Origin of the sequence: Erwinia sp. HDF1-3R, from assembly GCF_039621855.1 — a bacterium.
Lineage (GTDB): Bacteria > Pseudomonadota > Gammaproteobacteria > Enterobacterales > Enterobacteriaceae > Erwinia.
Map to the genome: position 1 here is coordinate 39147 of NZ_CP155071.1, position 25539 is coordinate 64685.

21 protein-coding genes and 1 pseudogene are annotated in these 25539 nt (G+C 55.6%); 6 read left to right on the plus strand and 16 right to left on the minus strand.

The annotated features are described in order from the left end of the window. Nucleotides 1-78: 78 nt before the first annotated feature. The 3 genes from glnG to glnA form a co-directional block, all read right to left on the minus strand. On the minus strand, nucleotides 79-1488 hold the full coding sequence (gene glnG, locus AAGR22_RS00170) for a nitrogen regulation protein NR(I) (RefSeq protein WP_067709206.1): 1410 nt from the start codon (nucleotides 1486-1488) through the stop codon (nucleotides 79-81). Between the two features lie 8 nt (nucleotides 1489-1496). Then, on the minus strand, nucleotides 1497-2546 hold the full coding sequence (gene glnL, locus AAGR22_RS00175; protein WP_067709208.1) for a nitrogen regulation protein NR(II): 1050 nt from the start codon (nucleotides 2544-2546) through the stop codon (nucleotides 1497-1499). A gap of 175 nt (nucleotides 2547-2721) precedes the next feature. After that, the gene (gene glnA, locus AAGR22_RS00180) at nucleotides 2722-4131 is read right to left on the minus strand and encodes a glutamate--ammonia ligase (RefSeq protein ID WP_067709211.1); all 1410 of its coding nucleotides are present in this window, start codon (nucleotides 4129-4131) and stop codon (nucleotides 2722-2724) included. A gap of 432 nt (nucleotides 4132-4563) precedes the next feature. Here glnA and typA point away from each other — a divergent pair, with 432 nt between their 5' ends. The 5 genes from typA to fabY all read left to right on the plus strand — a co-directional run bounded on the left by typA (nucleotide 4564) and on the right by fabY (nucleotide 9453). Continuing rightward, nucleotides 4564-6387 carry a ribosome-dependent GTPase TypA gene (gene typA / locus AAGR22_RS00185; protein WP_345829615.1) on the plus strand — a complete coding sequence of 608 codons (1824 nt, stop codon included), beginning with the start codon at nucleotides 4564-4566 and terminating at the stop codon, nucleotides 6385-6387. A gap of 138 nt (nucleotides 6388-6525) precedes the next feature. Beyond that, nucleotides 6526-7122 carry a glucose-1-phosphatase gene (gene yihX / locus AAGR22_RS00190; protein WP_197473363.1) on the plus strand — a complete coding sequence of 199 codons (597 nt, stop codon included), beginning with the start codon at nucleotides 6526-6528 and terminating at the stop codon, nucleotides 7120-7122. 2 nt (nucleotides 7123-7124) lie between these two features. After that, complete coding sequence (locus tag AAGR22_RS00195; RefSeq protein ID WP_345829617.1) at nucleotides 7125-8021, plus strand: virulence factor BrkB family protein; 897 nt, start codon at nucleotides 7125-7127, stop codon at nucleotides 8019-8021. Then, nucleotides 8018-8455: a D-aminoacyl-tRNA deacylase gene (dtd, locus tag AAGR22_RS00200; RefSeq protein WP_067709215.1), complete on the plus strand. Its 438-nt coding sequence runs from the start codon at nucleotides 8018-8020 to the stop codon at nucleotides 8453-8455. Before AAGR22_RS00195 ends, dtd begins: the two co-directional genes overlap by 4 nt. 56 nt (nucleotides 8456-8511) lie before the next feature. Next, on the plus strand, nucleotides 8512-9453 hold the full coding sequence (gene fabY / locus AAGR22_RS00205) for a fatty acid biosynthesis protein FabY (RefSeq protein ID WP_345829619.1): 942 nt from the start codon (nucleotides 8512-8514) through the stop codon (nucleotides 9451-9453). Between the two features lie 29 nt (nucleotides 9454-9482). On the opposite strand, the gene rluF is transcribed toward fabY, so the two are convergent. The 11 genes from rluF to gmk all read right to left on the minus strand — a co-directional run bounded on the left by rluF (nucleotide 9483) and on the right by gmk (nucleotide 22301). Then, nucleotides 9483-10361, minus strand: coding sequence for a 23S rRNA pseudouridine(2604) synthase RluF (rluF, locus tag AAGR22_RS00210; RefSeq protein ID WP_067709219.1), 879 nt, complete (start codon nucleotides 10359-10361; stop codon nucleotides 9483-9485). A 125-nt stretch (nucleotides 10362-10486) separates the two neighbouring features. Beyond that, on the minus strand, nucleotides 10487-12181 hold the full coding sequence (locus AAGR22_RS00215) for an AsmA family protein (protein WP_345829620.1): 1695 nt from the start codon (nucleotides 12179-12181) through the stop codon (nucleotides 10487-10489). 129 nt (nucleotides 12182-12310) lie between these two features. Beyond that, the gene (locus AAGR22_RS00220; RefSeq protein WP_345829622.1) at nucleotides 12311-13699 is read right to left on the minus strand and encodes a uracil-xanthine permease family protein; all 1389 of its coding nucleotides are present in this window, start codon (nucleotides 13697-13699) and stop codon (nucleotides 12311-12313) included. 80 nt (nucleotides 13700-13779) lie between these two features. After that, nucleotides 13780-15084 carry a cytosine permease gene (locus tag AAGR22_RS00225; protein WP_345831519.1) on the minus strand — a complete coding sequence of 435 codons (1305 nt, stop codon included), beginning with the start codon at nucleotides 15082-15084 and terminating at the stop codon, nucleotides 13780-13782. Between the two features lie 12 nt (nucleotides 15085-15096). Beyond that, a complete protein-coding gene (locus AAGR22_RS00230; RefSeq protein ID WP_345831520.1) occupies nucleotides 15097-15624 on the minus strand; it encodes a PAS domain-containing protein in 528 nt (175 codons plus the stop codon). 61 nt (nucleotides 15625-15685) lie between these two features. Next, nucleotides 15686-16099, minus strand: coding sequence for a GNAT family N-acetyltransferase (locus AAGR22_RS00235; RefSeq protein WP_067709229.1), 414 nt, complete (start codon nucleotides 16097-16099; stop codon nucleotides 15686-15688). Nucleotides 16100-16423: 324 nt separating this feature from the next. Further along, on the minus strand, nucleotides 16424-18505 hold the full coding sequence (recG, locus tag AAGR22_RS00240) for an ATP-dependent DNA helicase RecG (RefSeq protein ID WP_345829623.1): 2082 nt from the start codon (nucleotides 18503-18505) through the stop codon (nucleotides 16424-16426). Beyond that, nucleotides 18502-19200: a tRNA (guanosine(18)-2'-O)-methyltransferase TrmH gene (gene trmH / locus AAGR22_RS00245; RefSeq protein WP_345829624.1), complete on the minus strand. Its 699-nt coding sequence runs from the start codon at nucleotides 19198-19200 to the stop codon at nucleotides 18502-18504. Before trmH ends, recG begins: the two co-directional genes overlap by 4 nt. Nucleotides 19201-19203: 3 nt before the next feature. After that, nucleotides 19204-21327, minus strand: coding sequence for a bifunctional GTP diphosphokinase/guanosine-3',5'-bis pyrophosphate 3'-pyrophosphohydrolase (gene spoT, locus AAGR22_RS00250; protein WP_067709236.1), 2124 nt, complete (start codon nucleotides 21325-21327; stop codon nucleotides 19204-19206). Nucleotides 21328-21348: 21 nt separating this feature from the next. Further along, the gene (rpoZ, locus tag AAGR22_RS00255; protein WP_067709239.1) at nucleotides 21349-21624 is read right to left on the minus strand and encodes a DNA-directed RNA polymerase subunit omega; all 276 of its coding nucleotides are present in this window, start codon (nucleotides 21622-21624) and stop codon (nucleotides 21349-21351) included. 53 nt (nucleotides 21625-21677) lie between these two features. Next, nucleotides 21678-22301 (minus strand): guanylate kinase, encoded by a 624-nt coding sequence (gene gmk / locus AAGR22_RS00260; RefSeq protein ID WP_067709241.1) that lies wholly within the window; start codon nucleotides 22299-22301, stop codon nucleotides 21678-21680. Between the two features lie 251 nt (nucleotides 22302-22552). Between gmk and ligB the strand changes: the two are divergent. After that, nucleotides 22553-24253 (plus strand): annotated as a pseudogene (gene ligB, locus AAGR22_RS00265) (NAD-dependent DNA ligase LigB). On the opposite strand, the gene AAGR22_RS00270 reads toward ligB, so the two are convergent. Beyond that, nucleotides 24218-24835 (minus strand): trimeric intracellular cation channel family protein, encoded by a 618-nt coding sequence (locus tag AAGR22_RS00270; protein ID WP_067709245.1) that lies wholly within the window; start codon nucleotides 24833-24835, stop codon nucleotides 24218-24220. The pseudogene ligB and the gene AAGR22_RS00270 sit on opposite strands and share 36 nt — an antisense overlap. Before the next feature lie 259 nt (nucleotides 24836-25094). Then, on the minus strand, nucleotides 25095-25433 hold the full coding sequence (locus AAGR22_RS00275) for a zinc ribbon domain-containing protein YjdM (RefSeq protein ID WP_345829626.1): 339 nt from the start codon (nucleotides 25431-25433) through the stop codon (nucleotides 25095-25097). Between the last annotated feature and the right edge of the window lie 106 nt (nucleotides 25434-25539).

Sequence of the window (25539 nt, forward strand, 5' to 3'; positions counted from 1 at the left end):
ATCACAGTGATTGTGATGGCGGGCCATTTTTATGACCGATCATTTGGGGATGGAACAGGCGCGGGGGAAGATTTGCGCTTATTCCATGCCAAGCTCTTTCAGCTTGCGGGTCAGGGTATTTCGGCCCCAGCCCAGCAGGCGGGCTGCTTCCTGTTTGTGTCCCTGCGTGTGGCGCAGTGCGGTCGTCAGCAGCGTACGCTCCAGTTCAGGCTGCGCCTCTGACAGCAGGTTTTGATGACCGGAACGCAGCGCCCGGTCAGCCCACTGTGCCAGCAGCGTCGCCCAGCTGTCCGGCAGCGACTGCACCGGACTGTCGGGAGAGGCGGTTTCAAACAGTTCGGAAGGCAGATCCTGAATCAGCACCTCCTGGCCCGCCGCCATTACTGTTAACCAGCGGCAGGTGTTTTCCAGCTGGCGCACGTTGCCCGACCAGTGCAGGCGGGTCAGCGCCGTCTCGGTTTCAGGATGGAGTATTTTGGCCTCTACGCCCAGCTCGCGCGCTGCTTCCTGCAGGAAATACCCTGCCAGCCGGGGAATATCCTCGCGTCTTTCCCGTAGCGGAGGCAAATGGACGCGGATAACGTTAAGACGATGAAACAGATCCTCGCGGAATTTACCTTCCTGCACCCGGAGTTCAAGGTTCTGGTGAGTCGCGGCAATAATTCGCACGTCCACCTTCACCGGCGCATAGCCCCCTACGCGGTAAAACTGTCCGTCGGCCAGTACGCGCAGCAGTCGGGTCTGCACATCCAGCGGCATATCACCGATTTCGTCAAGGAAGAGCGTGCCGCCATCGGCCTGCTCAAAACGCCCCTGTCGAATCTGATTGGCACCGGTAAAGGCCCCTTTTTCATGGCCGAACAGCTCCGATTCAATCAGATCCTTTGGGATGGCGGCCATATTCAGGGCGATAAAGGGAGCTTTGGCGCGCGGGCTGTGTCGGTGCAGCGCATGGGCTACCAGCTCTTTACCCGTTCCGGATTCACCGTTAATCAGCACGCTGATTGAGGAGCGTGAAAGCCGGCCAATAATGCGAAAGACATCCTGCATCGCTGGCGCTTCACCGATAATATCGGTTGTGGGGCCACTGACCGGCTGATTTCTCGGCTGCTGCTGCTCCTGATAATGGCTAATCGCGCGTTCAACCAGAGCAACCGCCTCGTCGATATCAAAGGGCTTCGGCAGGTAATCAAATGCGCCCTGCTGATAGGCGCTGACGGCCGCATCCAGATCGGAATGCGCGGTCATTATGATGACCGGGAGCATGGGGTGGCGCTGTTTTATCTGCTTCAGCAGCGCCAGGCCGTCCATACCCGGCATACGGATATCTGAAAGTAAAACGTCCGGCGTTTTGGAGGCAAGGGCATCAAGCACCTTGTCACCGCTGTCGAAAGAGACGCAGCTTAACCCGGCTCCCGTGAGTGCGCGTTCAAGCACCCAGCGGATGGAGCTATCATCATCGACGATCCAGACTATCCCTCGTTGCATAGAAACCTCTACTTCCGAATAGGCAGAAAAACAGAAAATTCTGTGTGGCCAGGCCAGCTGTTAAATTCTATTTTTCCTGAATGTTGGTCGATCAGACTTCGCGCTATCGACAGGCCCAAACCGGTACCCCCTTCACGTCCGCTGACCATGGGATAAAACAGGGTGTCCTGTAACTGTGCCGGAATGCCCGGGCCATCATCTTCAATATCGATACGCGCCACCAGCCGATAACGAACACCGTGCAGCGTGAGCTGAAAGGCAGTGCGGGTGCGCAGGGTAATGGTGCCGCCTTCTTCGCCCAGAGCCTGAAAGGCATTACGCACGATATTCAGAAGGACCTGTTCTATCTGATCGGGGTCATGTGGCAGTTCAGGCAGGCTGGGATCGTAATCCCGCACCAGCGTGACGTTATCCGGCAGTTCCATCGACACCAGGTTGACGATTCGCTCAACCACCTGATGAATACTTTGCTTAATGTGCATACCTGGCTGCTGCGGGCCGAGCAGGCGATCGACCAGATTACGCAGGCGATCGGCCTGTTCAATAATGACCCGGGTATACTCCGTAAGCGACGGGTCGGGCAGCGCTTTCGCCAGCAGCTGTGCCGCGCCACGCAGTCCACCCAGCGGATTCTTTATCTCATGGGCGAGACCCCGCACTAAATCCCGGGCGGCAACCTGCTGGGCATGTTGGATCTGTTCCTGGCTGAGGCGACGCTGATTATCCATCGGCGCCATTTCCAGCAGGATTAGCCCTTCGGGAAGGCGCTGCGCGGTGAGTGACATAACGTGCGCGCGGCTATCGACCACCAGCGTGACTTCGCTGTCGGTAAAACCCTGACCTGCATTCAGGCTCTCGTGCATAACGTCAATATTGAGTGAAAAATACCCCATCAGTTCCGGCAGCGGTGTACCAAATAGCTTGCGGGAACTCTGCGCCAGCAGCTGCTGTGCCGCAGGATTGGCGTAATGAACGACCAGTTCGCTATCGACCAGCAAAATACTGTTGATCAGCGAATTGAGAATTTGCCCAGCATCGGGCTGCGTGCCTGTTGCCATGCATAAACTCCTGCACTGTTTTAGTGCATTATAGTCAGTGAAGCCGGTAAACGTCTGCCCGGGCGGTGAATTCGCGGAGAAAAAAGCCCATCCGGAGATGGGCTATAATTTCCACGGAATACTTCCGGTTGCTGCCCTGTTGCGCCAGAGAGACTACGCCGGGCTTACCGCGACATTACACGCTGTAGTAGAGTTCAAACTCAACCGGGTGTGGTGTCATACGAACGCGGTCCATTTCAGCCTTACGCAGGTCAATATAGGCGTCGATAGTTTCATCAGTAAACACGCCACCGCGCGTCAGGAACTCACGATCTTCATTCAGCGCGTTAAGCGCCTCTTCCAGCGAACCCGCTACTTTCGGGATTTCAGCTTCTTCTTCCGGCGGCAGGTCATACAGGTTTTTGTCCATCGCGTCGCCAGGATGGATCTTGTTGATGATGCCGTCCAGGCCAGCCATCAGCAGGGCAGAGAAGCACAGGTATGGGTTAGCCGCCGGGTCAGGGAAGCGCGCTTCAATACGACGCGCTTTCGGGCTGGCAACCACCGGGATACGGATTGAAGCAGAACGGTTACGGGCAGAGTACGCCAGCATAACAGGTGCTTCATAACCCGGGACCAGACGCTTGTAGGAGTTGGTGGTCGGGTTAGAGAGGGCGTTAATGGCTTTAGCGTGCTTAATAACGCCGCCGATGTAGAACAGGGCAGTTTCAGACAGGCCGCCGTATTTGTCGCCTGCGAACAGGTTGTTACCGCCTTTGGAGAGAGACATATGGCAGTGCATGCCTGAGCCGTTATCACCAAAGATAGGCTTTGGCATAAAGGTCGCCGTTTTGCCGTAGGCGTGGGCAACGTTGTGCACGACATATTTGTAGATCTGAATTTCATCGGCTTTCTTGGTCATGGTATTGAAGCGGGTAGCCACTTCGTTCTGACCCGCCGTCGCCACTTCGTGGTGATGCGCTTCCACAACCAGACCCATCTGCTCCATGGTCAGACACATGGCAGAACGAATATCCTGCGAGGAGTCGACCGGTGGAACCGGGAAATAGCCGCCTTTCAGACCTGGGCGGTGGCCTTTGTTACCGCCTTCGTACTCTTTGCCGGTGTTCCATGCCGCTTCGATATCGTCGATAGCCACGTGAGAGCCGGAGGTGGTCGCGCCGAAGCGGACGTCGTCAAACAGGAAGAACTCTGGCTCCGGGCCAAACAGCACGGTATCGGCAATGCCGGATGAACGCAGGAAGTCTTCCGCACGCTTGGCAATGGAGCGCGGATCGCGGTCATAACCCTGCATAGTGCCAGGCTCAAGGATATCGCAGCGGATAATCAGCGTGGAATCTTCAAAGAAAGGATCAAGGACCGCGGTGGTCGCATCAGGCATCAGCACCATGTCTGATTCGTTAATGCCTTTCCAGCCGCCAATCGAGGAGCCGTCAAACATCTTGCCTTCCTCGAAGAAGTCAGCATTAACCTGATGAGCAGGAATGGTGACGTGCTGCTCTTTACCCTTGGTGTCGGTAAAGCGCAGATCGACAAATTTGACTTCATGCTCGTTCATCATCGAAAGGACGTGTTCAGCGGACATACATAACTCTCCTGGATTTGGTCATTGTCGTTATGGTAGAGAACTCTGCGGCGAACTTTGCTTATATGGCACAGTCGTCCGATACTAAGATCTCTGACAAGCTATCAACCGTTATGGAAATGGGCATTTATCGCTTACTGAATTAAAGCGAAATCTATGCCAACTTTATTATTTGCCCCAAAAAGCGCTATGATGCGCGCTCTCGCTTAATGAGAGCTGCACCATGATGGAAGTCGCGCACCATTATGGTGCCAATCGGTGCGCTGTGCGCACTAATTTGGTGCATTTTTTCGATGGAGTGCATTTCTTGCACTGTAAATGGCTACAAAAGCAATCCTGACAGTTATCTTTAATTGAAATTTGTGATCCTGTTCAGTCCTTCGATTAATCCGTGTACAATAGCGCGCTATTTCTAATGCCTGAGGCAAAGCTGTGATCGAAAATTTGCGTAACATCGCCATTATTGCCCACGTTGACCATGGTAAAACTACCCTGGTTGATAAATTGCTACAGCAGTCCGGTACCTTTGATGCCCGTACTGAAGCAACCGAACGCGTAATGGACTCCAACGATTTGGAGAAAGAGCGTGGGATTACCATCCTCGCAAAAAACACCGCCATTAATTGGAATGACTACCGCATCAACATCGTGGATACCCCAGGACACGCCGACTTCGGCGGTGAGGTTGAGCGTGTGATGTCAATGGTCGACTCGGTGCTGCTGGTTGTGGATGCAATGGATGGCCCTATGCCGCAAACCCGCTTCGTGACCAAAAAAGCCTTTGCTAATGGTCTGAAGCCGATCGTGGTCATCAACAAAGTTGACCGTCCTGGCGCACGTCCAGACTGGGTTGTGGATCAGGTATTTGACCTGTTCGTAAACCTGGATGCGACTGACGAGCAGCTCGACTTCCCGGTTATCTATGCTTCTGCCCTGAACGGTATCGCGGGTCTTGACCATAACGATATGGCAGAAGACATGACCCCGCTGTATCAGGCCATCGTGGATCACGTCTCACCTCCACAGGTTGAGATGGATGCGCCATTCCAGATGCAGATTTCCCAGCTGGACTACAACAACTACGTTGGCGTTATCGGCATTGGCCGCATCAAGCGCGGCAAAGTGAAGCCAAACCAGCAGGTGACCATCGTTGATAGCGAAGGTAAAACCCGCAACGGTAAAGTCGGTAAAGTTCTGACGCATATGGGTCTTGAGCGTATCGAAGCGACCGAAGCGGAAGCGGGCGATATCATCGCCATCACCGGTCTGGGCGAGCTGAACATCTCTGATACCATCTGCGATCCGCAGAGCGTTGAAGCGCTGCCAGCCCTGAGCGTTGACGAACCTACCGTGACCATGTACTTCAACGTCAACACCTCACCGTTCTGTGGTAAAGAAGGCAAGTACGTGACTTCACGTCAGATCCTTGACCGTCTGAACAAAGAGCTGGTGCACAACGTGGCGCTGCGTGTTGAAGAGACCGAAGACTCCGACGCCTTCCGCGTTTCGGGTCGTGGTGAACTTCACCTGTCCGTTCTGATTGAAAACATGCGTCGTGAAGGCTTCGAAATCGCCGTTTCACGTCCTAAAGTAATCAATCGTAAAATCGATGGCCGCATGCAGGAGCCGTTCGAGAACGTGACGCTGGACATCGAAGAACAGCACCAGGGTTCTGTGATGCAGGCAATGGGCGAGCGTAAGGGTGATGTTAAAGACATGATCCCAGACGGCAAAGGCCGTATTCGTCTCGATTACCTGATCCCGGCGCGTGGCCTGATCGGCTTCCGTACCGAGTTCATGACCATGACCTCCGGTACCGGTCTGCTGTATTCAACCTTCAGCCACTACGACGACGTTCGTCCGGGTGAAATCGGCCAGCGCCAGAACGGCGTGCTGATCTCTAACGGCCAGGGTAAAGCAGTGGCGTTCGCCCTGTTCAGCCTGCAGGATCGCGGTAAGCTGTTCCTGGGTCACGGTGCAGAAGTTTATGAAGGCCAGATCATCGGTATTCACAGCCGTTCTAACGACCTGACCGTAAACTGCCTGACCGGTAAGAAGCTGACCAACATGCGTGCTTCCGGTACTGACGAAGCGACTACGCTGGTTCCGGCTATCAAGATGTCTCTGGAGCAGGCTCTGGAATTCATTGATGATGACGAACTGGTCGAAGTGACGCCTGCGTCCGTCCGTATTCGTAAACGTCACCTGACTGAAAACGATCGTAAACGCGCAAGCCGCGGTCCTAAAGAGTCTTAATCACTCGTTAGTGACTGTATCTGAAGGCCGGATCTCCTCCGGCCTTTATTCTTCATGCCCATTTTCAAACCCCATTCCTGTTCAGTCTCCCCTTTTACCGCTAGAGTGAATAGCTCACCGGCACACAAGGAGATGACCATGCTGTATATCTTTGACTTAGGTAACGTCATTGTTGATATTGATTTCAACCGGGTTCTTGGCGTCTGGAGCGATCTGGGCCGCGTTCCGCTGGCCACGCTGCAAAGCCGTTTTACCCTGGGTGAAAGCTTCCAGCGCCACGAGCGGGGAGAAATCAGCGACGAAGATTTTGCTACACAAGTCTGTGACGAACTTGGCCTGGCGTTGGGATTCGAACAATTCGCCGCAGGCTGGCAGGCCGTTTTCGTTAGCGTCCGCCCTGAAGTGGTCCAGCTGATGAACACGCTTCGCGCACGCGGCGAGCGGGTGGTTATCCTCTCCAATACCAACCGCCTGCATACCGAGTTCTGGCCCGAGGAGTTTCCTGAGGTCAAAAGCGCGGCGGACAGGATCTATCTTTCCCAGGATATGGGAATGCGCAAGCCTGAGGCGCGGATTTATCAGCAGGTATTACAGGAAGAGGGCGTCACGGCCGATCGGGCTGTCTTTTTTGACGATAACGCAGACAATATTGCAGCGGCTCGCGCGCTGGGCATTCATAGCGTGCAGGTGACCGATGCCAACGTTGTTCCTGCCTTTTTCGCCGATCGCTTTTAACGATGCTGCTGATTAAAATCGGTCTTGACCGCCTGGGGACGGGCTGGTCATGGATAAAACTACTCTGGCATCGGATTGACGAGGATGGCATGACCACCCTTGCCGGAAACCTGGCCTATGTCTCTCTGCTGTCGATGGTACCGCTGGTCGCCGTGGTCTTTGCATTGTTCGCCGCTTTTCCGGTTTTCTCCGACGTGAGCGTTCAGCTTAAGCACTTTATCTTTAGCAATTTTGTTCCGGCATCCGGCACCGTCATCCAGAGTTATCTGGAACAGTTCGTTGCCAACGTGAATAAAATGACGGCGGTCGGGGCCTGTGGTCTGGTCGTCACGTCGCTGCTGTTGATGTATTCCATTGATACGGCGCTGAATGCTATCTGGCGCAGCAAGCGCAAGCGGCCGCTGGTCTACTCTTTTGCCGTCTACTGGATGATTCTGACGCTCGGCCCGATGCTGGCCGGGGCAAGTCTGGCGATCAGCTCTTACCTGCTTTCGCTGCGCTGGGCATCGGCTTCCGGCGTCAGCTGGCTGATAGATTATGGGCTGAGAATTTTTCCTCTGCTGCTTTCCTGGCTCTCATTCTTTTTGCTTTACAGCATTGTTCCTACGCGTCAGGTGGCGGGGCGTGATGCACTGATCGGTGCGCTGGTGGCCGGACTGCTGTTCGAACTGGGTAAGAAGGGCTTTGCGCTCTATATAACGATGTTCCCCTCGTATCAGCTGATTTATGGCGTACTGGCGGTTATCCCCATTCTGTTTCTCTGGGTCTACTGGACCTGGTGTATTGTACTGCTGGGTGCGGAGATCGCGGCGACCCTGGGTGACCGCCGCCTGCACCGGGAACAGGTGTTACAGAAACAGCAAGAGCAAGAACAAGAGCGGGAAAAAGAGAAACGATGATTGCCTTAATTCAGCGCGTATTGAGCGCCAGCGTAACGGTGGCAGGGGAGCGCATTGGGGAAACCGGACCGGGGCTGTTGGTCCTGCTGGGTGTGGAAAAAGGGGATGACCAACAAAAAGCGTCACGCCTGTGCGATCGCGTACTTGGCTATCGCATTTTCAGCGACGACCAGGGCAAAATGAATCTTAACGTGCAGCAGGCAGGAGGTAGCGTGCTGGTGGTATCCCAGTTTACCCTCGCCGCAGATACGCAAAAGGGAATGCGACCCGGTTTTTCTGGCGGCGCAGAACCCGCAGAAGCAGAAAAGCTCTATGAGGCCTTTATCGGCTGCTGTCGTGAAAAAGGTGTGACGACCGAAACGGGTCGTTTTGGTGCGGATATGCAGGTTGCGCTGGTCAATGATGGCCCGGTGACCTTCTGGCTGCAGGTTTAAGGCCGAAAGCCGAACGACGGGTCAGCGTACCGGGCTCAGAAAGAGAGAACCATCTTATGTATCATCTTCGGGTGCCTGAAACAGCAGAAGAGCTGAATACCTACTACCAATTCCGCTGGGAGATGCTGCGTAAGCCGCTTCATCAGCCAATGGGGTCCGAGCGGGATGCCTGGGATGCGCTGGCGCATCACCAGATGGTGGTGGACGAGCATGGCGAACCGGTGGCGGTAGGGCGCCTGTACATCAATGCGGAAAACGAAGCGGGGATACGCTTCCTTGCGGTGCATCCCTCGGTGCAGGGAAAAGGGCTGGGTACGCTGGTGGCGATGACGCTGGAGTCCGTGGCGCGGCAGGAAGGGGCGAAGCGCGTCGTGTGCAGCGCGCGCGAAGATGCGGTGGAGTTCTTTGCCAAGCTGGGCTACGTCAATCAGGGGGAGGTGACCGCACCGCAGACCACGCCGCTGCGTCACTTCCTGATGATTAAATCGGTCATGACTCTGGATGATATCCTGCACCGGGCCGACTGGTGCGGTCAGCTTCAGCAGGCCTGGTACGATCATATTCCGCTTAGCGAGAAAATGGGCGTGCGGATTTTGCAGTACACCGGGCAAAAATTCATCACCACCATGCCGGAAACCGGTAATCAGAACCCACACCAGACCCTGTTTGCCGGCAGTCTGTTCTCGCTTGCGACGCTAACCGGGTGGGGGCTTATCTGGCTGCTGCTGCGCGAGCGGCATCTCGGGGGCACCATTATTCTGGCCGATGCCCATATTCGCTATAGCCATCCGATCACCGGTAAGCCGGGCGCGGTGGCTGACCTTGGCTCAATGAGCGGCGATTTGGATCGCCTTGCGCGCGGACGCAAGGCGCGAGTGCAGCTGGAGGTGGAACTCTTCGGCAATGAGGTGTGCGGCGCGGTATTTGAAGGCGTTTATATCGTGCTCCCCGCCGATCCAAACGGCCCGCTGGAGCTGGGCGGATCGGGTATTAAGTAAGGGCAGCGTGAAACAAGCACAGCCTGAAATCAGCGCCCCTTCTTTTTGCGGCCCGGCTGAGCAAAGCGCTTGCGGGAAGCCGGGCCGGCAGGGGATTTATCGCCGCCCTTCGGTGCGCCGCTGACCGGTTTTTTTACCGCAGTCGGCTTAGCCTTTGCAGGGGCTTTCTTCGTCGGCTTCTCTTCTGACGAAGAGTCTTCAATCAGCTTAAATAGCTCAATCAGCTCATCGTCGGTCAGATCGCGCCACTCTCCCGGCGGCAGCCCTTTAAGGCTGACATTCATAATGCGTGTACGCTCGAGTTTCATCACTTCATAGCCAAAGTGTTTACACATGCGGCGGATCTGGCGGTTGAGTCCCTGCACCAGCGTGATGCGAAACACGAACGGCGCCTCTTTCTTCACTTTGCATTTTTTAGTCACCGTGCCCATCATCGGCACGCCAGCGCCCAGCCCGGTGATAAACTCGTCGGTCACCGGCTTGTTTACCGTGACCACGTACTCTTTCTCGTGGTCGTTTCCTGAGCGCAGGATCTTGTTCACCAGATCGCCGTGGTTAGTCAGGAAAATCAGCCCCTGCGAGTCTTTATCCAGTCGCCCAACCGGGAAAACGCGTTTGCTGTGGTTCACAAAGTTAACGATGTTGTCGCGCTCACCCTCTTCCGTGGTGCTGATGATGCCGACAGGTTTGTTGAGCGCAATAAGCACCAGATCGTCTTCATTACGCGGCTCAATCAGCTGACCATTAACTTTCACTACATCGCCAGCAAAGACCTGCGCACCGACGCCAACGCGCTTACCGTTAATAAACACATTTCCCTGTTCTATGTAACGGTCGGCATCGCGGCGGGAACAAATACCGCTCTCGCTGATGTATTTATTAAGACGAATGGATGAATTGGTCAGCATGGAGCCTCCTTTTTTAAAGCGCGGACTATACCTTACTCCCGTCAGGTTGCGAACAGGAGCGACGCATATAGTCCTTTTTTACCGGCGATCCGCACAAAAAATTTTGTACTGCTATCCGGTAGCCATCACTCTGCGCGCGACTGCGCCGCCGTTACCTGACCTGACTGCATTCTTTGCTGCACCGTTTTGTCGTTAACGGTCGTCGAGAGCGAACCGTTCACCGAGGGTTTTAGCGGCGTTCCTGCTGCCAGCCTGCCCTCTATCTTTAGCTGCATATCGCCGTCGCCCTGCAGATCAACATCCGGCCATCCCCACTCATGCAGCAGGTTAGCCGGTACCTGGCGTCCGTTCAGGGTCAGCGAGAACGCCCGCTGGGGCTGCTGGGAAAGGGTAGCCAGGCCTTCAACCATCCCGCTTTTGACGAAGGCGCTCATCTCCGTCACCGCAATGCTGTTGTCGTCAGCCGTCAGCGCGAGGGAAGGGTGACGGACATCAACGCGGTTAAAGGTTGCTTCGGCGGCGTTCACACTCAGCCTGCCTGACCAAATTCCCCACTGCCGATCCCGCGCCAGCAGCAGGTCACTGCCGCTGCCCTCAAGTGACGTCATCTGGAAGGGGAAGTCCGGATTGATATCAATAATCAGATTCCTGTTGGCCTCAAACCGCTTCACTTCAATGCCTGACAGCCAGGCGGGCAGCGGTGCCATCCACAGGTCACGCCAGTTTTGCGGCAGAGTATATTCAAGACCGGCGATCGCCAGCTGATCCAGCGTCAGCTTTTTATCGCTCCGTTGCCAGGTTCCGGCAGTGCGGATCAGCCCATTCGCCCAGCGCGAGCTGAGCTGGGTCAGCGCCACGCCCTCTGGCGAAAAGGTCATATTGACGATGGGATCGTTCAGCTCAAGGCTGCCATTAACGAAGGAATTTGCATTCATTGAGAGCGAACCCTCACGGCTTTCCCAGTCGCCATCCCGCAGGGTGATATTTTTAAGCGCCAAATCTAAATCGGTGATCGCCCAGTCAGCCCCCTCCAGACGGGCATCGGTTACATCAATGCGCTCAAAGTGTATCGGCGGTAGCGACAGTAGCGGCTCAATAAAGCCTGGAAGGGATCGACTGCTTTGCAGGCGAATATTGTTCAGCCTGAGGTTAGCCACGTCCCAGCGGCCGGTGGCGTCCCGCTGTGCCCGGCCAGTGATCGAGCCAAGTGCCAGATCGGCACCGAAATTGCTGATAACCCACTGCTGCTGGCTGATACTGCCCTGAAGCAGCACATTCTTCGCGGGAAAGCCGCCAACATTCAGCGAGGCTGCGCTCATCTGGAAACGGGCATCGCTGCCAGGCATATTCCCCGCCTGCGGTTTCCAGGGGGTGAGGCCGCCGACGACCCGCTCTGCTTTAATGGGCAGTTCACCGTCGGGGGCGTCCACCGCCATCTCACTAAGCTGGAGACGATCTGCTTCCAGGGGAAGCGGCGCGGCGGTGCGCCAGACGTTCAGCGTCCCTTTTTCCAGTCTGATGCTGCTGAAGTGCCCTGGGTGGGTAAACTGGGCGAGACTCAGCCCGAGGTCCACCCGCTTCGCCACCAGCGTTGCCGGCTGAGTTTTACGGCCAAACGAGACGTTATCAAGGGTAAGAAGCGAGGGATCGGAGAAGTTATGCTCCAGCTTGCTGAACGCCAGCTGATAGTCGGTGCGCTGGCTGATCGAGCGGCTTATCCATCCGGCCCCCCACTGCGTCTGGAGCAGGACATAGAGCAGGATAGCCACCAGTAAAAGCAGCAACAGTAGCGTAAGCAGAATTTTTCCGAGTCGTTTCATTGCACCCTTCCCTATGAGCATTTTTGATAGGTTGTTATGCCTGAATTATTACCGAAGCTCAACCGCCGGATGGTCGCGGGCGACGTGAATATCGCCCGCCTGTAAGCGCAGGAGGGAGGGAAGCGCGGTTTACTTCTCCTGTGGGAAGAGCAGATTCAGAATAATGGCGGTGATGCCCCCTGCCGCGATGCCGGAGGAGAGCAGCGTTTTCAGCCAGTCCGGGGCAAACTGCAGGATCAGAGGCTGCTGGGATACGCCCAGACCGACCGCCAGGGAGAGGGCCATTATCATAATTGCCCGACGGTTGAGCGGCTCGCGCGAGACGATACGCACGCCCGAGGCGGCGATGGTGCCGAACATGACAATCGTAGCGCCGCCCAGCACCGGTTCAGGGATATGCTGGACAAATCCGCTCACCGCCGGGAACAGGCCGAGCACAATCAGCAGCAGAGCGACCACAAAACCCACGTAGCGGCTGGCGACGCCGGTCAGCTGGATAACGCCATTGTTCTGACCAAAGCAGGAGTTGGGGAAAGTATTAAACAGCGCCGAGACACAGGAGTTCAGGCCGTTAGCCAGCACGCCTCCCTTCAGGCGTTTCATATACAGCGGTCCGCTGACCGGCTGCTCCGAAACATCGGAGGTTGCCGTGATATCGCCGATGGTTTCCAGTGAGGTCACCATAAAGACCAGCATAAGGGGGATGAGCAGATTCCAGTCGATGCCCAGGCCATAATATAACGGCGTTGGGACAGCGATTAAGGGTGAGGAGGAGGCGGTGGTAAACGACGGCAGCATGCCCAGCATCCAGGCCAGAAGGTAGCCGACGGCCATAGCAATCACCAGCGACGCCACGCGCAGCCACGGATTGCGCTGGCGGTTTAACAAAATAATCACCGCCAGCACCGCGCCCGCCAGCAGCAGGTTTTTCGGCGCGCCGAAGGTATGATTACTGATTGCGGTAAAGCCGCCGCCGATGGAAGTCAGACCCACCTGGATCAGCGACAGGCCAATAATCATCACCACAATCCCTGAGACAAGCGGGGTGATAATACGGCGTGCCAGATGGAGCACGCGGGAAAGCAGCATCTCGGTACAGGAGGCCAGCATAAGCGTGCCGAACAGCGCCGCCATCATGGTTGGCACATCCGCACCGCCACTTTTCAGCGCGGTTCCTCCCATGATCAGCGGCGTTACGAAATTAAAGCTGGTGCCCTGAATCGATAGCAGTCCTGAACCGACGGGCCCCCAGGTCTTAATTTGCAGAATCGAGGCCACCCCGGAGGCAAACAGCGACATGCTGATAATGTGCTGCGTATCCTGCGCGGGCAGGCCAAGCGCCTGGCAAATCAGCAGGGCGGGCGTGATGACCGCCACAAACATCGCCAGCAGATGCTGACAGGCCGCAAACAGCGTTTGCGGCAGCGGTGGTCGATCGTCCAGACGATAGAGCAGTTCGCTTTTTGCCGCAGCAGCATGCTGACGGCCGGATGCGGCATCGGGGATATTGACGGACATTCTCACGGTTCCCTGGTGAACAAAGTGGCGATTTTAATCTTATACAGGGTAAAAGCAAACGTTTGCCGTGAGAGTTAGCGTCAGCGCACCGGCGTTCTGCGCAGCCTGCCACACCACTCACTGACTTTCAGGGATTCAAACAGAATGTAGCTTATACAGGCCACTAAAAAGGAGTTTAAGGTCGGTGCTCCCCACTGAACGCTCAACCCGACATAGCTCCCGGCAAGGCTGGCGAGTATGGCGGCCCAGCCGGTCGTAACGGTCTTATCCGGAAGTGTGCCGTCTGCCCTGGAGGTTTTTAGCGCGACGCTGTACTTCTTCACCACAAAATACTCGGTCAGCATCACGCCCAGCACGGGCGGTACGACGACCCCAAGCAGGTTCAGGAAGTCGACGAAATGGTCGAGGATGCCCCACACCGACAGCCCGGTACCCAGCACGCCAAGACCGAGGGTTACGGCCGAATAACTGAGCTTTTTACCGGTAGTGCTTTCCACCGCATTGACAATACCGAGCGCTGAGGAGTAGAGGTTGAGATCGTTGACCCTCAGCGTGGAGCAAATCACGGCCAGCAGGCCGAGGCTGCCCGTAGAGAGGGTGATGATTGACATGATGTCGCCGGTGTTCAGCTTGCGGGCAATAAAAATGGCCAGGCCGTTGATAATGAATTCACCCAGAATAATCGTCGCGAGGGTGATCATCAGCACGTGTCGGCCATTTTTGGAATAGCGCGTCAGGTCAGGTGTCATCAGGCTGGCGAGAATAGCGCCGCCCACCACCAGTGTGATACCCGCATTGATCGAGAGCATCTCCTTACTCTGCCCGGACATTACCGGCGGGCTGGCATGATCGGAGATAAGCGTATGCCAGGAGATCCAGGCAATGAGCGCGATAAAAACCGGCACGGCAAAACGCGCGGTAAATCGCAGGGCCCGAAACCCGAAGGCCACGATGAGGGTCAGCGTCAGGCCGGAAAGGGTGGCCGCCAGTGAAAAACTCAGCTTTCCCTCCGTCGCCGCACTCAGAGAACGGGCGAAGAGGGAATTCTGTATACCAAACCATCCCAACAGGCTGATGGCCACCACCACCCCGATCAGCGCCGATCCGCTTTTGCCGAAGCCACACCAGCGTCCAAGCAAACTCCCTGACAGGCCCTCTTTCATGCCAATGTAGCCAAAGCCAAAGGTGATTAAACCAAAGATCAGGCTTCCGAGGATAATCGCCGTAAAGGCATCCCCGAGGGGCATACTGTCGCCTAACACGGCACCCAGCATAAACTGGTCAAGTGCGGTCAGCATGCCCATATGTACGATGGCGACGCTAAGGAGAGAAACGCGACTCGTCGCCGGTACGCGGCTAAGAGGAAAATCGTCAATTTTCATAATAGAAAATCCTTTTTAAATGAAGTGGATCCCTTTTTGGATCAGGCGACCTGGGATGTAGTTTCCGAGATGAGTATTTTCACAGAATTCTTCAAACTGCCGGAGCGAATGAACGCCTGCTTTTTGATATATGCTGTAAATTCTGTTTTCGAGGGTTTTAACACTCAGTGAATAGATATTTGCCATCTCTTTCGCGGGTGTCAGATTATCCAGCGGTCGTGCATTCCAGACGGTGCCAATACATTGGGCGTCACGGTTAAAAAAGGGAAATTTCTCACTGATATAGGGCGTCAGATAATCCAGACCATTCCAGTAGTGCGTCTCAATAACACTGACGCGCTCAAGGGATTCCTCCGTCCGCCGATCGTGTTCCTGTAAATCTTCAGCACATTCAGCCCATAGCGCGGGAAAGTCCTGATCGAGCTCTCCCTCAACATTGAACGTCGGGGGCGTATTTGTATAGCGACAGGCGGCTTTATTCATATAAAGATGTCTGGACTGAAGATCTTTAATACCCCAGGGCTCAGCAAGATTTTCCATCATACAAATAAAAGCCGACAGCACATTATTCCCATCGCTGGAAGACGCCATAGCATGTTCCCTTTCAGGAAAATATTTTCTGCAAATAATAACGCGTATGTTTACCTAAATAGCCGTCCATGCTGCCATATACCTGGTAGCCCAGCTTTTCGTAGAATCCTCTGGCCTGAAAACCGAACGTATCGACATAGGCCATCTTGCATCCCCGTGCTTTAGCGATCTCTTCCGCTTTTAGCATCAGCGCCCTGCCCTGATTATTCCCTCTCTGTGCTTCACTGATCCACAGATACTGGATCTCCAGGCCTTCCCACCACGTCTTCGCCACCAGTCCTCCGTGGATCTGATTATCCTCACTGCGGAGCGTTACCAGCAGTGGCTCAATATCGACCGCGTCGAACTGGCTGTTATGCTGCCAGAGATGGCTGATGACGTATTCCTGATCCTCAGCGGAAGGGGTAGAGGTTGTGACGATTTTCATTGTTGCTCCCTGAATTCGAAAATGATTGCCCTGCACAGCCGCGAATTTTGTGCAGAAAATTCATAAATTTTCAAGGGGGATCATTACTGTTTCACGCCTGAAAAATCGCCGCTATTATCCGGCAGATACAAAAACATCAGTGATTTCAATATTTTTATAGGCATTTTGCCAACATCAGGGATATTAAATATTTAAGCCAGGGGTAACGTTGGCTCTGTCAGAAGGTTTATGGCCGGACAGCGGCGGCGGGGTGAGACGCAGGGGTAAAGGGCGTCTGGATAAGATTAGCGGTGTTCCGGCGGATTTCAGGCGAAGGATAGCGGCTCAGGCGTTGGTATAACGCTGCGTTTCCGGTAGCCAACGCTCAATAAGCGCCGTTGCCTGTTGCGGATAGTGCTGGTGGATATGTCTGGCGACGCGCTGCACCTCTGGGATCATCGCCTGGTCGCGCAGCAGGTCGGCGACTTTAAACTCGGCGTTACCGGTTTGACGCGTGCCCAACAGTTCGCCCGGCCCGCGAATTTCCAGGTCGCACTGGGCAATGACGAAACCGTCATTACTGTCGCGTAAAACCTGCAGGCGTTTCTGCGCGGTTTTACTTAGCGGCGCCTTATAAAGCAGGACGCAGTGAGAGGCTACCGATCCGCGTCCCACACGTCCGCGTAGCTGATGCAGCTGCGCCAGTCCCAGCCGCTCGGGGTTTTCAATAATCATCAGGCTGGCATTTGGCACATCCACGCCAACCTCGATAACCGTAGTGGCGATAAGCAGATGCGTGGTGCCTTCTTTAAAGGCCTGCATTACGGCCTGCTTCTCCCCGGGTTTCATCCTGCCGTGTACCAGCCCAATCTGTAATTCCGGTAGCGCCAGCTTCAGCTCTTCCCAGGTGGCTTCTGCCGCCTGAGCCTCTAGCTGATCGGACTCCTCAATCAGGGTACACACCCAGTAGGCCTGTCGGCCTTCATCGGTACAGGCGCTTTTCACCCGCGAGATAATCTCAGCCCGACGCGTATCCGGAATAGCGACCGTCGTGACCGGCGTTCTGCCCGGTGGAAGCTCATCGATGGTCGAGGTATCCAGATCGGCATAGGCGGTCATTGCCAGCGTACGCGGGATAGGCGTGGCGGTCATAATCAGCTGATGAGGATGGAAACCCTGCTCCTCGCCTTTTTCCCATAGCGCCAGCCGCTGATGAACGCCGAAGCGGTGCTGTTCATCAATAATCACCAGTGCCAGCCCGTTGAACTGCACCTGCTCCTGGAAAATGGCGTGCGTACCGACGATCATCGAAACCTGGCCGGCAGCAATGGCATCCTGCTGAGCCAGCCGCGCTTTGCCCTTTTGCTTACCGGCCAGCCAGCCCACTTCAATCCCCAGTGGCGCAAACCACTGGCGGAAGTTATTGGCGTGCTGTTCGGCCAGCAGCTCGGTCGGCGCCATCAGGGCGACCTGCTTGCCCCAGGCGATCACGTTAAGCGCGGTCAGGGCGGCAACCAGCGTTTTCCCTGAGCCAACATCCCCCTGCACCAGACGCATCATCGGATAGTCGTGGGCCAGGTCATGCTCAATTTCCTGGACGACGCGAACCTGTGCGGCGGTCGGTTTAAACGGCAGGGCCGCCAGCAGCTTACTGCTCAGATCGTGCCGGGGAGTCATCGGTAATGCATGATAGCGCTGGGCACCGGCGCGAACGGCCAGCATGCTGAGATTGTGCGCCAGCAGCTCTTCCATAATCAGACGGCGCTGCGCAGGATGCCGGCCATGTTCCAGGTCAACCAGCGCCATATCCGGCGGCGGGCGGTGCAGCATACGCAGTGCGGCGGGCAGACCGATCATCCCCTGACTCAGCTCGGGGGGCAGCAGTTCAGCGATGGCGCAGGTATCCAACAGCTCCAGCGCCTGGTCAGTAAGGTTGCGCAGCGTGGCCTGGCGTACGCCTTCCGTCGTGGAGTAAACCGGGGTGAGGGTTTCCTGCAGCGCAACCGTGGTGTTCTCGCCCTGGACCCGGTATTCCGGGTGGATAATTTCCGCGCCGCGCTGGCCGCGCTTGATCTCACCGTAAGCGGTGACGCGCCTGCCGGGCGACATGCTGTTTTTCATTCCGGCATTGAAGTTGAAAAAACGCAGGGTGAGGATGCCCGTGCCGTCGCTTATCTGGCAGGTCAGCATCCTTCGGCGGCCAAAGGAGATATCGCAGTTAAGGACCTCACCTTCTACCGTGGCGTAAATATTGGGGAGCAGGTCATTGATGGCATAAAGTTGCGTACGATCTTCATAGCGTAGCGGCAGATGAAGCAGCAAATCCTGCACGGTAACCAGCCCCAGCTTTGCCAGCTTTCCCGCCTGGCTTGCGCCAACGCCTGCGAGGGTACTTAACGGAACGGTATCCAGAAGGCGACCATTCATTTTTTTCGACCCGATGACTGCATCGTTGCCCACCATTGAGCATCGGCTACCACCTCGCCCCGATCGTTGATCTGCGGGTAGGGCAAACCTTTGTGCTTAGCGACACGGGCCAGCACGGGATAACCGCCCTCAAACAGCAGCCGCTGCTGCTCGCTGAACGGCAGGGTGCTGGCCTGGCGCTGATACATGCCGGCGTTCTGACACTGGCGCTGTGCTTCATAGAGGATAAGTGCAGAGGCTACGGAAACGTTAAGGGACTGCACCATGCCAACCATTGGGATAATGATCTCCTGGTCAGCCAGTTCCAGCGCCTGACGGGTAATACCGGTTTTTTCCTGGCCCATCAAAATGCAGGTTGGTCGGGTGTAATCGATTTCGCGAAAGTCGACGGCCTTATCAGACAGATGGGTCGCCAGGATCTGCATATCCTGACTTTTAAGATGGCAAACCGCGTCCGCGATGGTAGGGTGCGTTTTCACCTGCACCCAGCTGTTGCTGCCTGCCGCAGAGGAGACCATGGTTCGCATGCGGCTGCCCGGCCATACGGCATGAACCTCATGCACGCCCACCGCGTCCGCCGTGCGGATCACCGCAGAGACGTTATGAGGCTTATGGACCTGCTCCATGCAGACGGTCAGGTCATGTTGGCGTGCGGCCAACATCTCCAGAATACGGGCGTAGCGTTGAGCATTCATGCGCTAGTTCCGGTTACGGTGGACTTTAATCACATCCGGCATTACGCGGATTTTGCGCATAATATTTGCCAGATGAACGCGATCCCGGGCCGTCAGACGGATAAAGGCGCTGTAGACCCGACCATCTTTCTCTTCCGTATTCATGCTCTGGATATTGGAGCCTGCGGTATTAATGGCGGCGGTCAGGTTGGCAAGCGCCCCCTGATGATTAAACATTTCCACCTTAATTTCGGCCATAAACTCATGATCGGTCGTGACTTTGTCCCACTCAACCGCCATATATTTCTCGGGCTCTTTTTGATAGCCACGGATATTACGGCAGGACTCATGGTGCACCACCAGGCCTTTACCCGGACTGACGTGGGCAACGATCGGATCGCCAGGAATAGGGCGGCAGCACTTGGCAAAGGTAATCAGCACGCCATCCGCGCCCTTAATGGGGAGCTTGCTGCGGGAGCTGGAGGAAGTGCGCTGACTGGTCGGTAGTGGATTGTCACTCTGCTGAAGATTTTTCGCCACCACCACGCTCATGGCGTTACCCAGACCAATCTCTGCCAGCAGATCGTCCAGGGTGGCCAGCTTCATACGTTCCAGCTCGTGCTCCAGGTTGCCAGGCGGGATTTCAGCCAGCTTGCGGCTTCCGCCCAGTGCGTGATTAAGCAGACGACGCCCCAGGCTGACCGAATCATCACGCTTGAGGTTTTTCAGCAGCTGACGGATTTTCGCCCGTGCTTTCGAGCTGACGACAAAATTTAGCCAGGCCGCATTCGGGCGGGCGCCCGGCGCGGTAATAATTTCGACGGTCTGACCGCTGCTCAGTGGCTGTGACAGCGGATAAGGCTGGCGATCGACGCGTGTGCCAACGCAGGCATGGCCGATATCGGTATGCACGGCATAGGCAAAATCCACCGGCGTGGCACCGGCCGGCAGTTCAACAATGCGGCCTTCCGGCGTGAATACGTATATTTCGTCCGGGAACAGGTCGGATTTGACGCTTTCAATAAATTCAAAGGAGCTTCCGGCACTCTGCTGAAGCTCCAGCAGGCTCTGTAACCAGCGCTGAGCGCGGATCTGTGCCGTGGTGCTGCTTTCGCCCTGCTCTTTATAAGCCCAGTGAGCCGCGACACCCATCTCTGCCATCTGATCCATATCTTCCGTGCGGATCTGCACCTCTACCGGCACGCCGTGCGGCCCGATCATTGAGGTGTGCAGCGACTGGTATCCGTTAGCCTTGGGAATAGCGATATAATCCTTCACCCGGCCCGGACGGGGCTTATACAGGCTGTGCATCTGACCGAGAACCCGATAGCAGGTATCCACATCACTGACGATCACCCGGAAGGCATAAATATCCATGATCGAGTGGAAACGCTGCTCTTTGAGGTGCATCTTGCAGTAGATGGAGTAAAGGTGCTTCTCCCTGCCGCTGACGCGACAGGGGACACCGGCTTCCTGCAGACGGCCGTCAATTTCCGAAAGGATTTTTTGAATCATCTCCTTACGGTTACCGCGAGCGGCTTTGACCACTTCTTTAATCACGCGATAGCGGTTAGGGTAGAGCGCTTCAAAACCCAGCTCTTCAAGCTCGGTTTTCAGGTGGTGGATACCCAGGCGGTGGGCCAGCGGGCTGTAAATTTCCAGCGTTTCGCGGGCTATGCGCCGGCGTTTATCCGGGCGCAGCGAGCCGAGGGTGCGCATATTATGCGTACGGTCAGCCAGCTTGATCAGGATGACGCGAATATCCTGCACCATCGCCATAATCATCTTGCGAAAGTTTTCGGCCTGGGCCTCTTTCTTATCGCGGAATTTCAGCTTGTCGAGTTTCGACACCCCCTCTACCAGTTCGGCAACGCTTTTACCAAACAGCTGTTCCATATCCTGGTAGGTGGCGGGCGTGTCTTCGATCACATCGTGAAGAAGCGCGGCCATAAGCGTTTCATGGTCGAGCTTCATTTCAGCAAGGATGCAGGCTACGGCAACCGGATGGGTGATATAAGGCTCACCGCTGGAGCGAGACTGTCCCTCGTGGGCATCACGTGCGACAAGGTAGGCTTGCTTGAGGCGCTTAATCTGGTCCTCAGGCAAGTATTTTTCAATCAGCTGATTGAGACTTTCAAACAGGTACAAGGGCGGCCTTCAGGCTGGTAATTAACGACGACCTTCAGCGATAGCAGTAACAGCCTGCAGCTCAGCGGCTTCCTGATCCTGCTGTTCCTGACGATCGCGCACGTCCAGAATCTGGTTGGTGATCAGGCCTTCTTCGATTTCACGCAGGGCGATAACGGTAGACTTATCGTTTTCTTCAGGAACCAGTGGATCTTTACCACCTACCTGCATCTGACGCGCACGGCGTGCAGCGACCAGAACGAGGTCAAAACGGTTACCAATTTTTTCTACTGCGTCCTGTACGGTTACGCGTGCCATAATTGTGATACTCCACGGGAGAAGAAATGACTGGGCATCATACTGAGTTGTCCTCAGTCTGCCAATAGTTTGCTGATTAACGCGTCATGTCGGGATTTTTGACGTCCCATACGCAGTCGCTCAGCGCGAATGATGGTTTTCAGGTCGGATAAAGCCAGATCGAAATCATCATTAACAATAAGGTAATCATACTCCGCAAAATGGCTCATCTCAGCCACGGCCTGCGCCATACGGCGGCTGATAACCTCTTCGCTATCCTGACCGCGTCCGCGCAGCCGGCGGTCCAGTTCATCCTTTGACGGCGGCAGCACAAAAATTGTGCGGGCCTGGGGCATTTTCTCACGAATCTGCTGCGCACCCTGCCAGTCAATATCAAGGAAAACGTCCACGCCGGTGGATAACACCTGCTCGATGGCCTTGCGCGACGTGCCGTAATAGTTCCCAAACACTTCAGCATGCTCAAGGAAGGCGCCTTCCTGAATCATACTGCGGAATTCGTCATGCGAGATGAAATAGTAATGTTCACCGTGGTGCTCACCGGGACGCTCTCCCCGCGTAGTATGGGAGACAGAAACCTGAGTGTCATACAGCGGCTGCGTTTTTAGCAGGGCATGAATGAGACTGGATTTACCCGCGCCGCTGGGAGCAGAAACAATAAAAAGAGTGCCTTGAGCCATGATTATCTTTGATATGCCAATAAAGCGGAGTCTACTTCCTGCACAGTATACACGGCTGGGGCACTTGATGCAGCGTTTCAGGCGTACCGCCGTGCTTTTTCTCTATAAATGTATAGCCGTTCGCAGCCTGGCGGTAATTTTTCATCCCTGATGAAATATTTCTGGTACTGCTTTCCACTCCTTCTCCTTTCCCGTCGTCAGGCCGCTTATCCTGCGTTTTAATTCGCACAGAACAAAAAGGAGAAGGCAGGATGCGGATCTTATTACTGTTGCTGGCACTGTGCTGTTCGACTCTTCAGGCCCAGTGCCCGGTGTGGACACCCGCCCGCGCGGCGAGCGAAATGACAGCGTTAGAAAAGCAGCTGAGCGAATGGGATGATACCTATTACCGAAAGGGGGTCAGCGCCGTCGGGGATGAACGCTACGATGCACTGCTCCAGACCTATCAGGCCTGGCAGCGCTGCTTTGTCCCGCAGAGCGATCTCCGCCAGCCCCAGCTGGCGCAGGGCGGTAAAATGCTCCATCCCGTTGCGCATGCGGGCGTCCGTAAACTGGCTGATAAGCAGGCAGTGGCACGCTGGATGGTGGGGAAAACCGACCTCTGGGTGCAGCCTAAAGTGGATGGTGTGGCGGTGACCCTTCACTACCATCAGAGCAGGCTTGTAAGATTAATTAGCCGGGGAGATGGCCTGCGCGGCGAAGACTGGACGGCGAAAGCCGCGCTGATCCCTGCTATTCCACAGCGTATACCTGATTTTTCAGGCTCGCTTACGCTACAGGGTGAACTGTTCCTGTTGATGAACGGTCATCAACAGGCCAGTCAGGGGGGAGTCAATGCGCGCGCCCTCGTAGCAGGAGCAATGCGTCGAACCAGCGCGTCAGAGGTGCTTAGCAGGGTGGGGGTATTTATCTGGGGCTGGCCTGATGGCCCCGCCACCATGCAGGAGAGAGTAGCGAAACTGAGCGAGGCCGGTTTTACGCTGGCGGCCAGCTGGAGCCAGCCGGTCAGTAATGCCGGTGACGTTGAGGGCTGGCGCACGCGCTGGTTTTCTCAGCCACTGCCTTTTGTCACCGATGGCGTGGTCGTCCACAGCCCGCCCGCTGCCGGGCAATATTGGCTCCCCGGCAACGGTGACTGGGCGGTTGCATGGAAGTACGATCCCGTACGGGTCACGACCGATGTGAAATCCGTTGATTTTACGATTGGGCGAACCGGGAAAATCAGCGTAGTGCTCAATCTGGATCCTGTTGTGCTGGACGATAAACAGGTTCGCCGCGTCACTCTGGGATCGCTTAAACAGTGGCAGTCCGCGGATATCGTGCCGGGCGATCGGGTTTCAATCAGCCTGGCGGGCCAGGGTATTCCACGTCTGGATGACGTCGTGTGGCGCGTGAGTCAGCGCGATCCCCCTGCGACCCCAGACCCGGAAAGCTACCATTCCCTTAGCTGTTTCACGCTAACCCCTGCCTGCCGCGGGCAATTTCTTGCCCGACTGGTCTGGCTGAGTAGCCGTAATGGACTTGATATGCAGGGCATAAACCGTAGTAGCTGGCAGAAATTGATGCAGGCAGCTCACCCGGAGCATCTCTTCTCATGGCTGTTGCTGACGCCGGAGCAGCTAAGTGAGATAAAAGGGATTACTCAGCCACGGGCCCGTCAACTCTACTACCAGTTCACGTTGAGTAAGCGGATGCCCTTTAAGCGATGGGTGAGGGCGCTGGGCGTACCTGTTCCAGAAAGGGCGCTGAACGCCATGGAGGACGACAGCTGGCAGACCATACTGGCGCGGGGCGAATCAGCATGGAGCAGCTACCGGGAGTGGGACAGACGCTCGCGCGTCAGATTATGGCCTTTTTAACCGCGCCACAGGTGCAGCCACTGATCGCCTTTTTAGAGCAGAATATTCCGGCACGGATCAGTGCTCCGCATCATGGTAGTTAAAGACGGGTAGGCCGAGCTTAAAGCGCAGCGCCAGCAGGCGGGCAATAAAGCCAAACAATAGGGTAACGGTGATGGTCGTTTCGTGTGACAGGGGCGTCTTCAACAACAGGATATAGAGCCAGCCTGATGCAAAGGCGATACCGGCGTAAAGCTCTTTCTGAAACACCAGGGGGATGCGGTTGCAAAACATATCGCGCAGCACGCCGCCAAACACTCCGGTAACAACGGCACATATCGCGGCAATAATTGGCGCATGGCCCATATCTAAGGCCACTTTGGCTCCGATAATGGAAAATACCACCAGGCCGAGCGCATCCAGCACCAGGAAAACCTTGCGCAGGTGGGGCATCAGGTGGGCAAGCTGGGTAGTCACTACCGCTGCGGCAGCGACAATAATGATATATTCAGGATGTTTTACCCAGCCAAGCGGATAGTGCCCCAGCAGCATATCTCTGACGGAGCCGCCGCCAATGGCGGTAACCGAGGCGATAATAATCACGCCGAACATATCCATCTGACGACGGCCTGCCGCCAGCGCGCCGGTCATCGCTTCTGCCGTGATGCCGATGATATAGAGAACAGTAAGTAACATAGCCAGCTCCTGAATAACCGGCAGCAAGCATGAAGGATCGGCAGTAGTTTGACGACTGGAATTTTAAAAATATTACATGGATCTTGCGGCTTTCTGATTACAGGGGAGCGGAAGATTTTGATATCCGCGTAAATTTGCTGGCTGGGGTCACTCGCAAAGTCGCAACATATAAAACATGCGCTGGTGGAAGCCCCGCCAGCGCATGTTAACGGCATAGTGCATCAATCTCTACGAGATAAAACCGTGCCGACCCGCCGAATCAGTTTTTCTTCACGAACTCTGATTTAAGCTTCATCGGACCAAAACCATCGATCTTGCAGTCGATATTATGATCGCCTTCTACCAGACGGATGCTTTTGACCCGGGTGCCGATTTTTAGCGGCGTCGAGCTGCCTTTAACCTTCAGGTCTTTGATCACGGTGACGCTATCGCCATCGGCAAGCAGATTGCCGTTAGCGTCTTTAACGATCAGTGTGTCTTCAACCGCCGCATCTGCGGTTTCAGACCAGACGTGCCCGCACTCCGGGCAGTTGAGCATGGTGCCATCCTGCCAGGTGTATTCTGACTGGCACTTAGGGCAGGGAGGAAGAGTTTGCATGGTGAGCCTCAAAGTAATCCATAAAAAAACAGGGGGCATTTTAGCCGGAAGGCGGCGGTAAGCCTACAATAAAAATCCGGGGGGCTTATGAAGCTGGCTCGGGTGC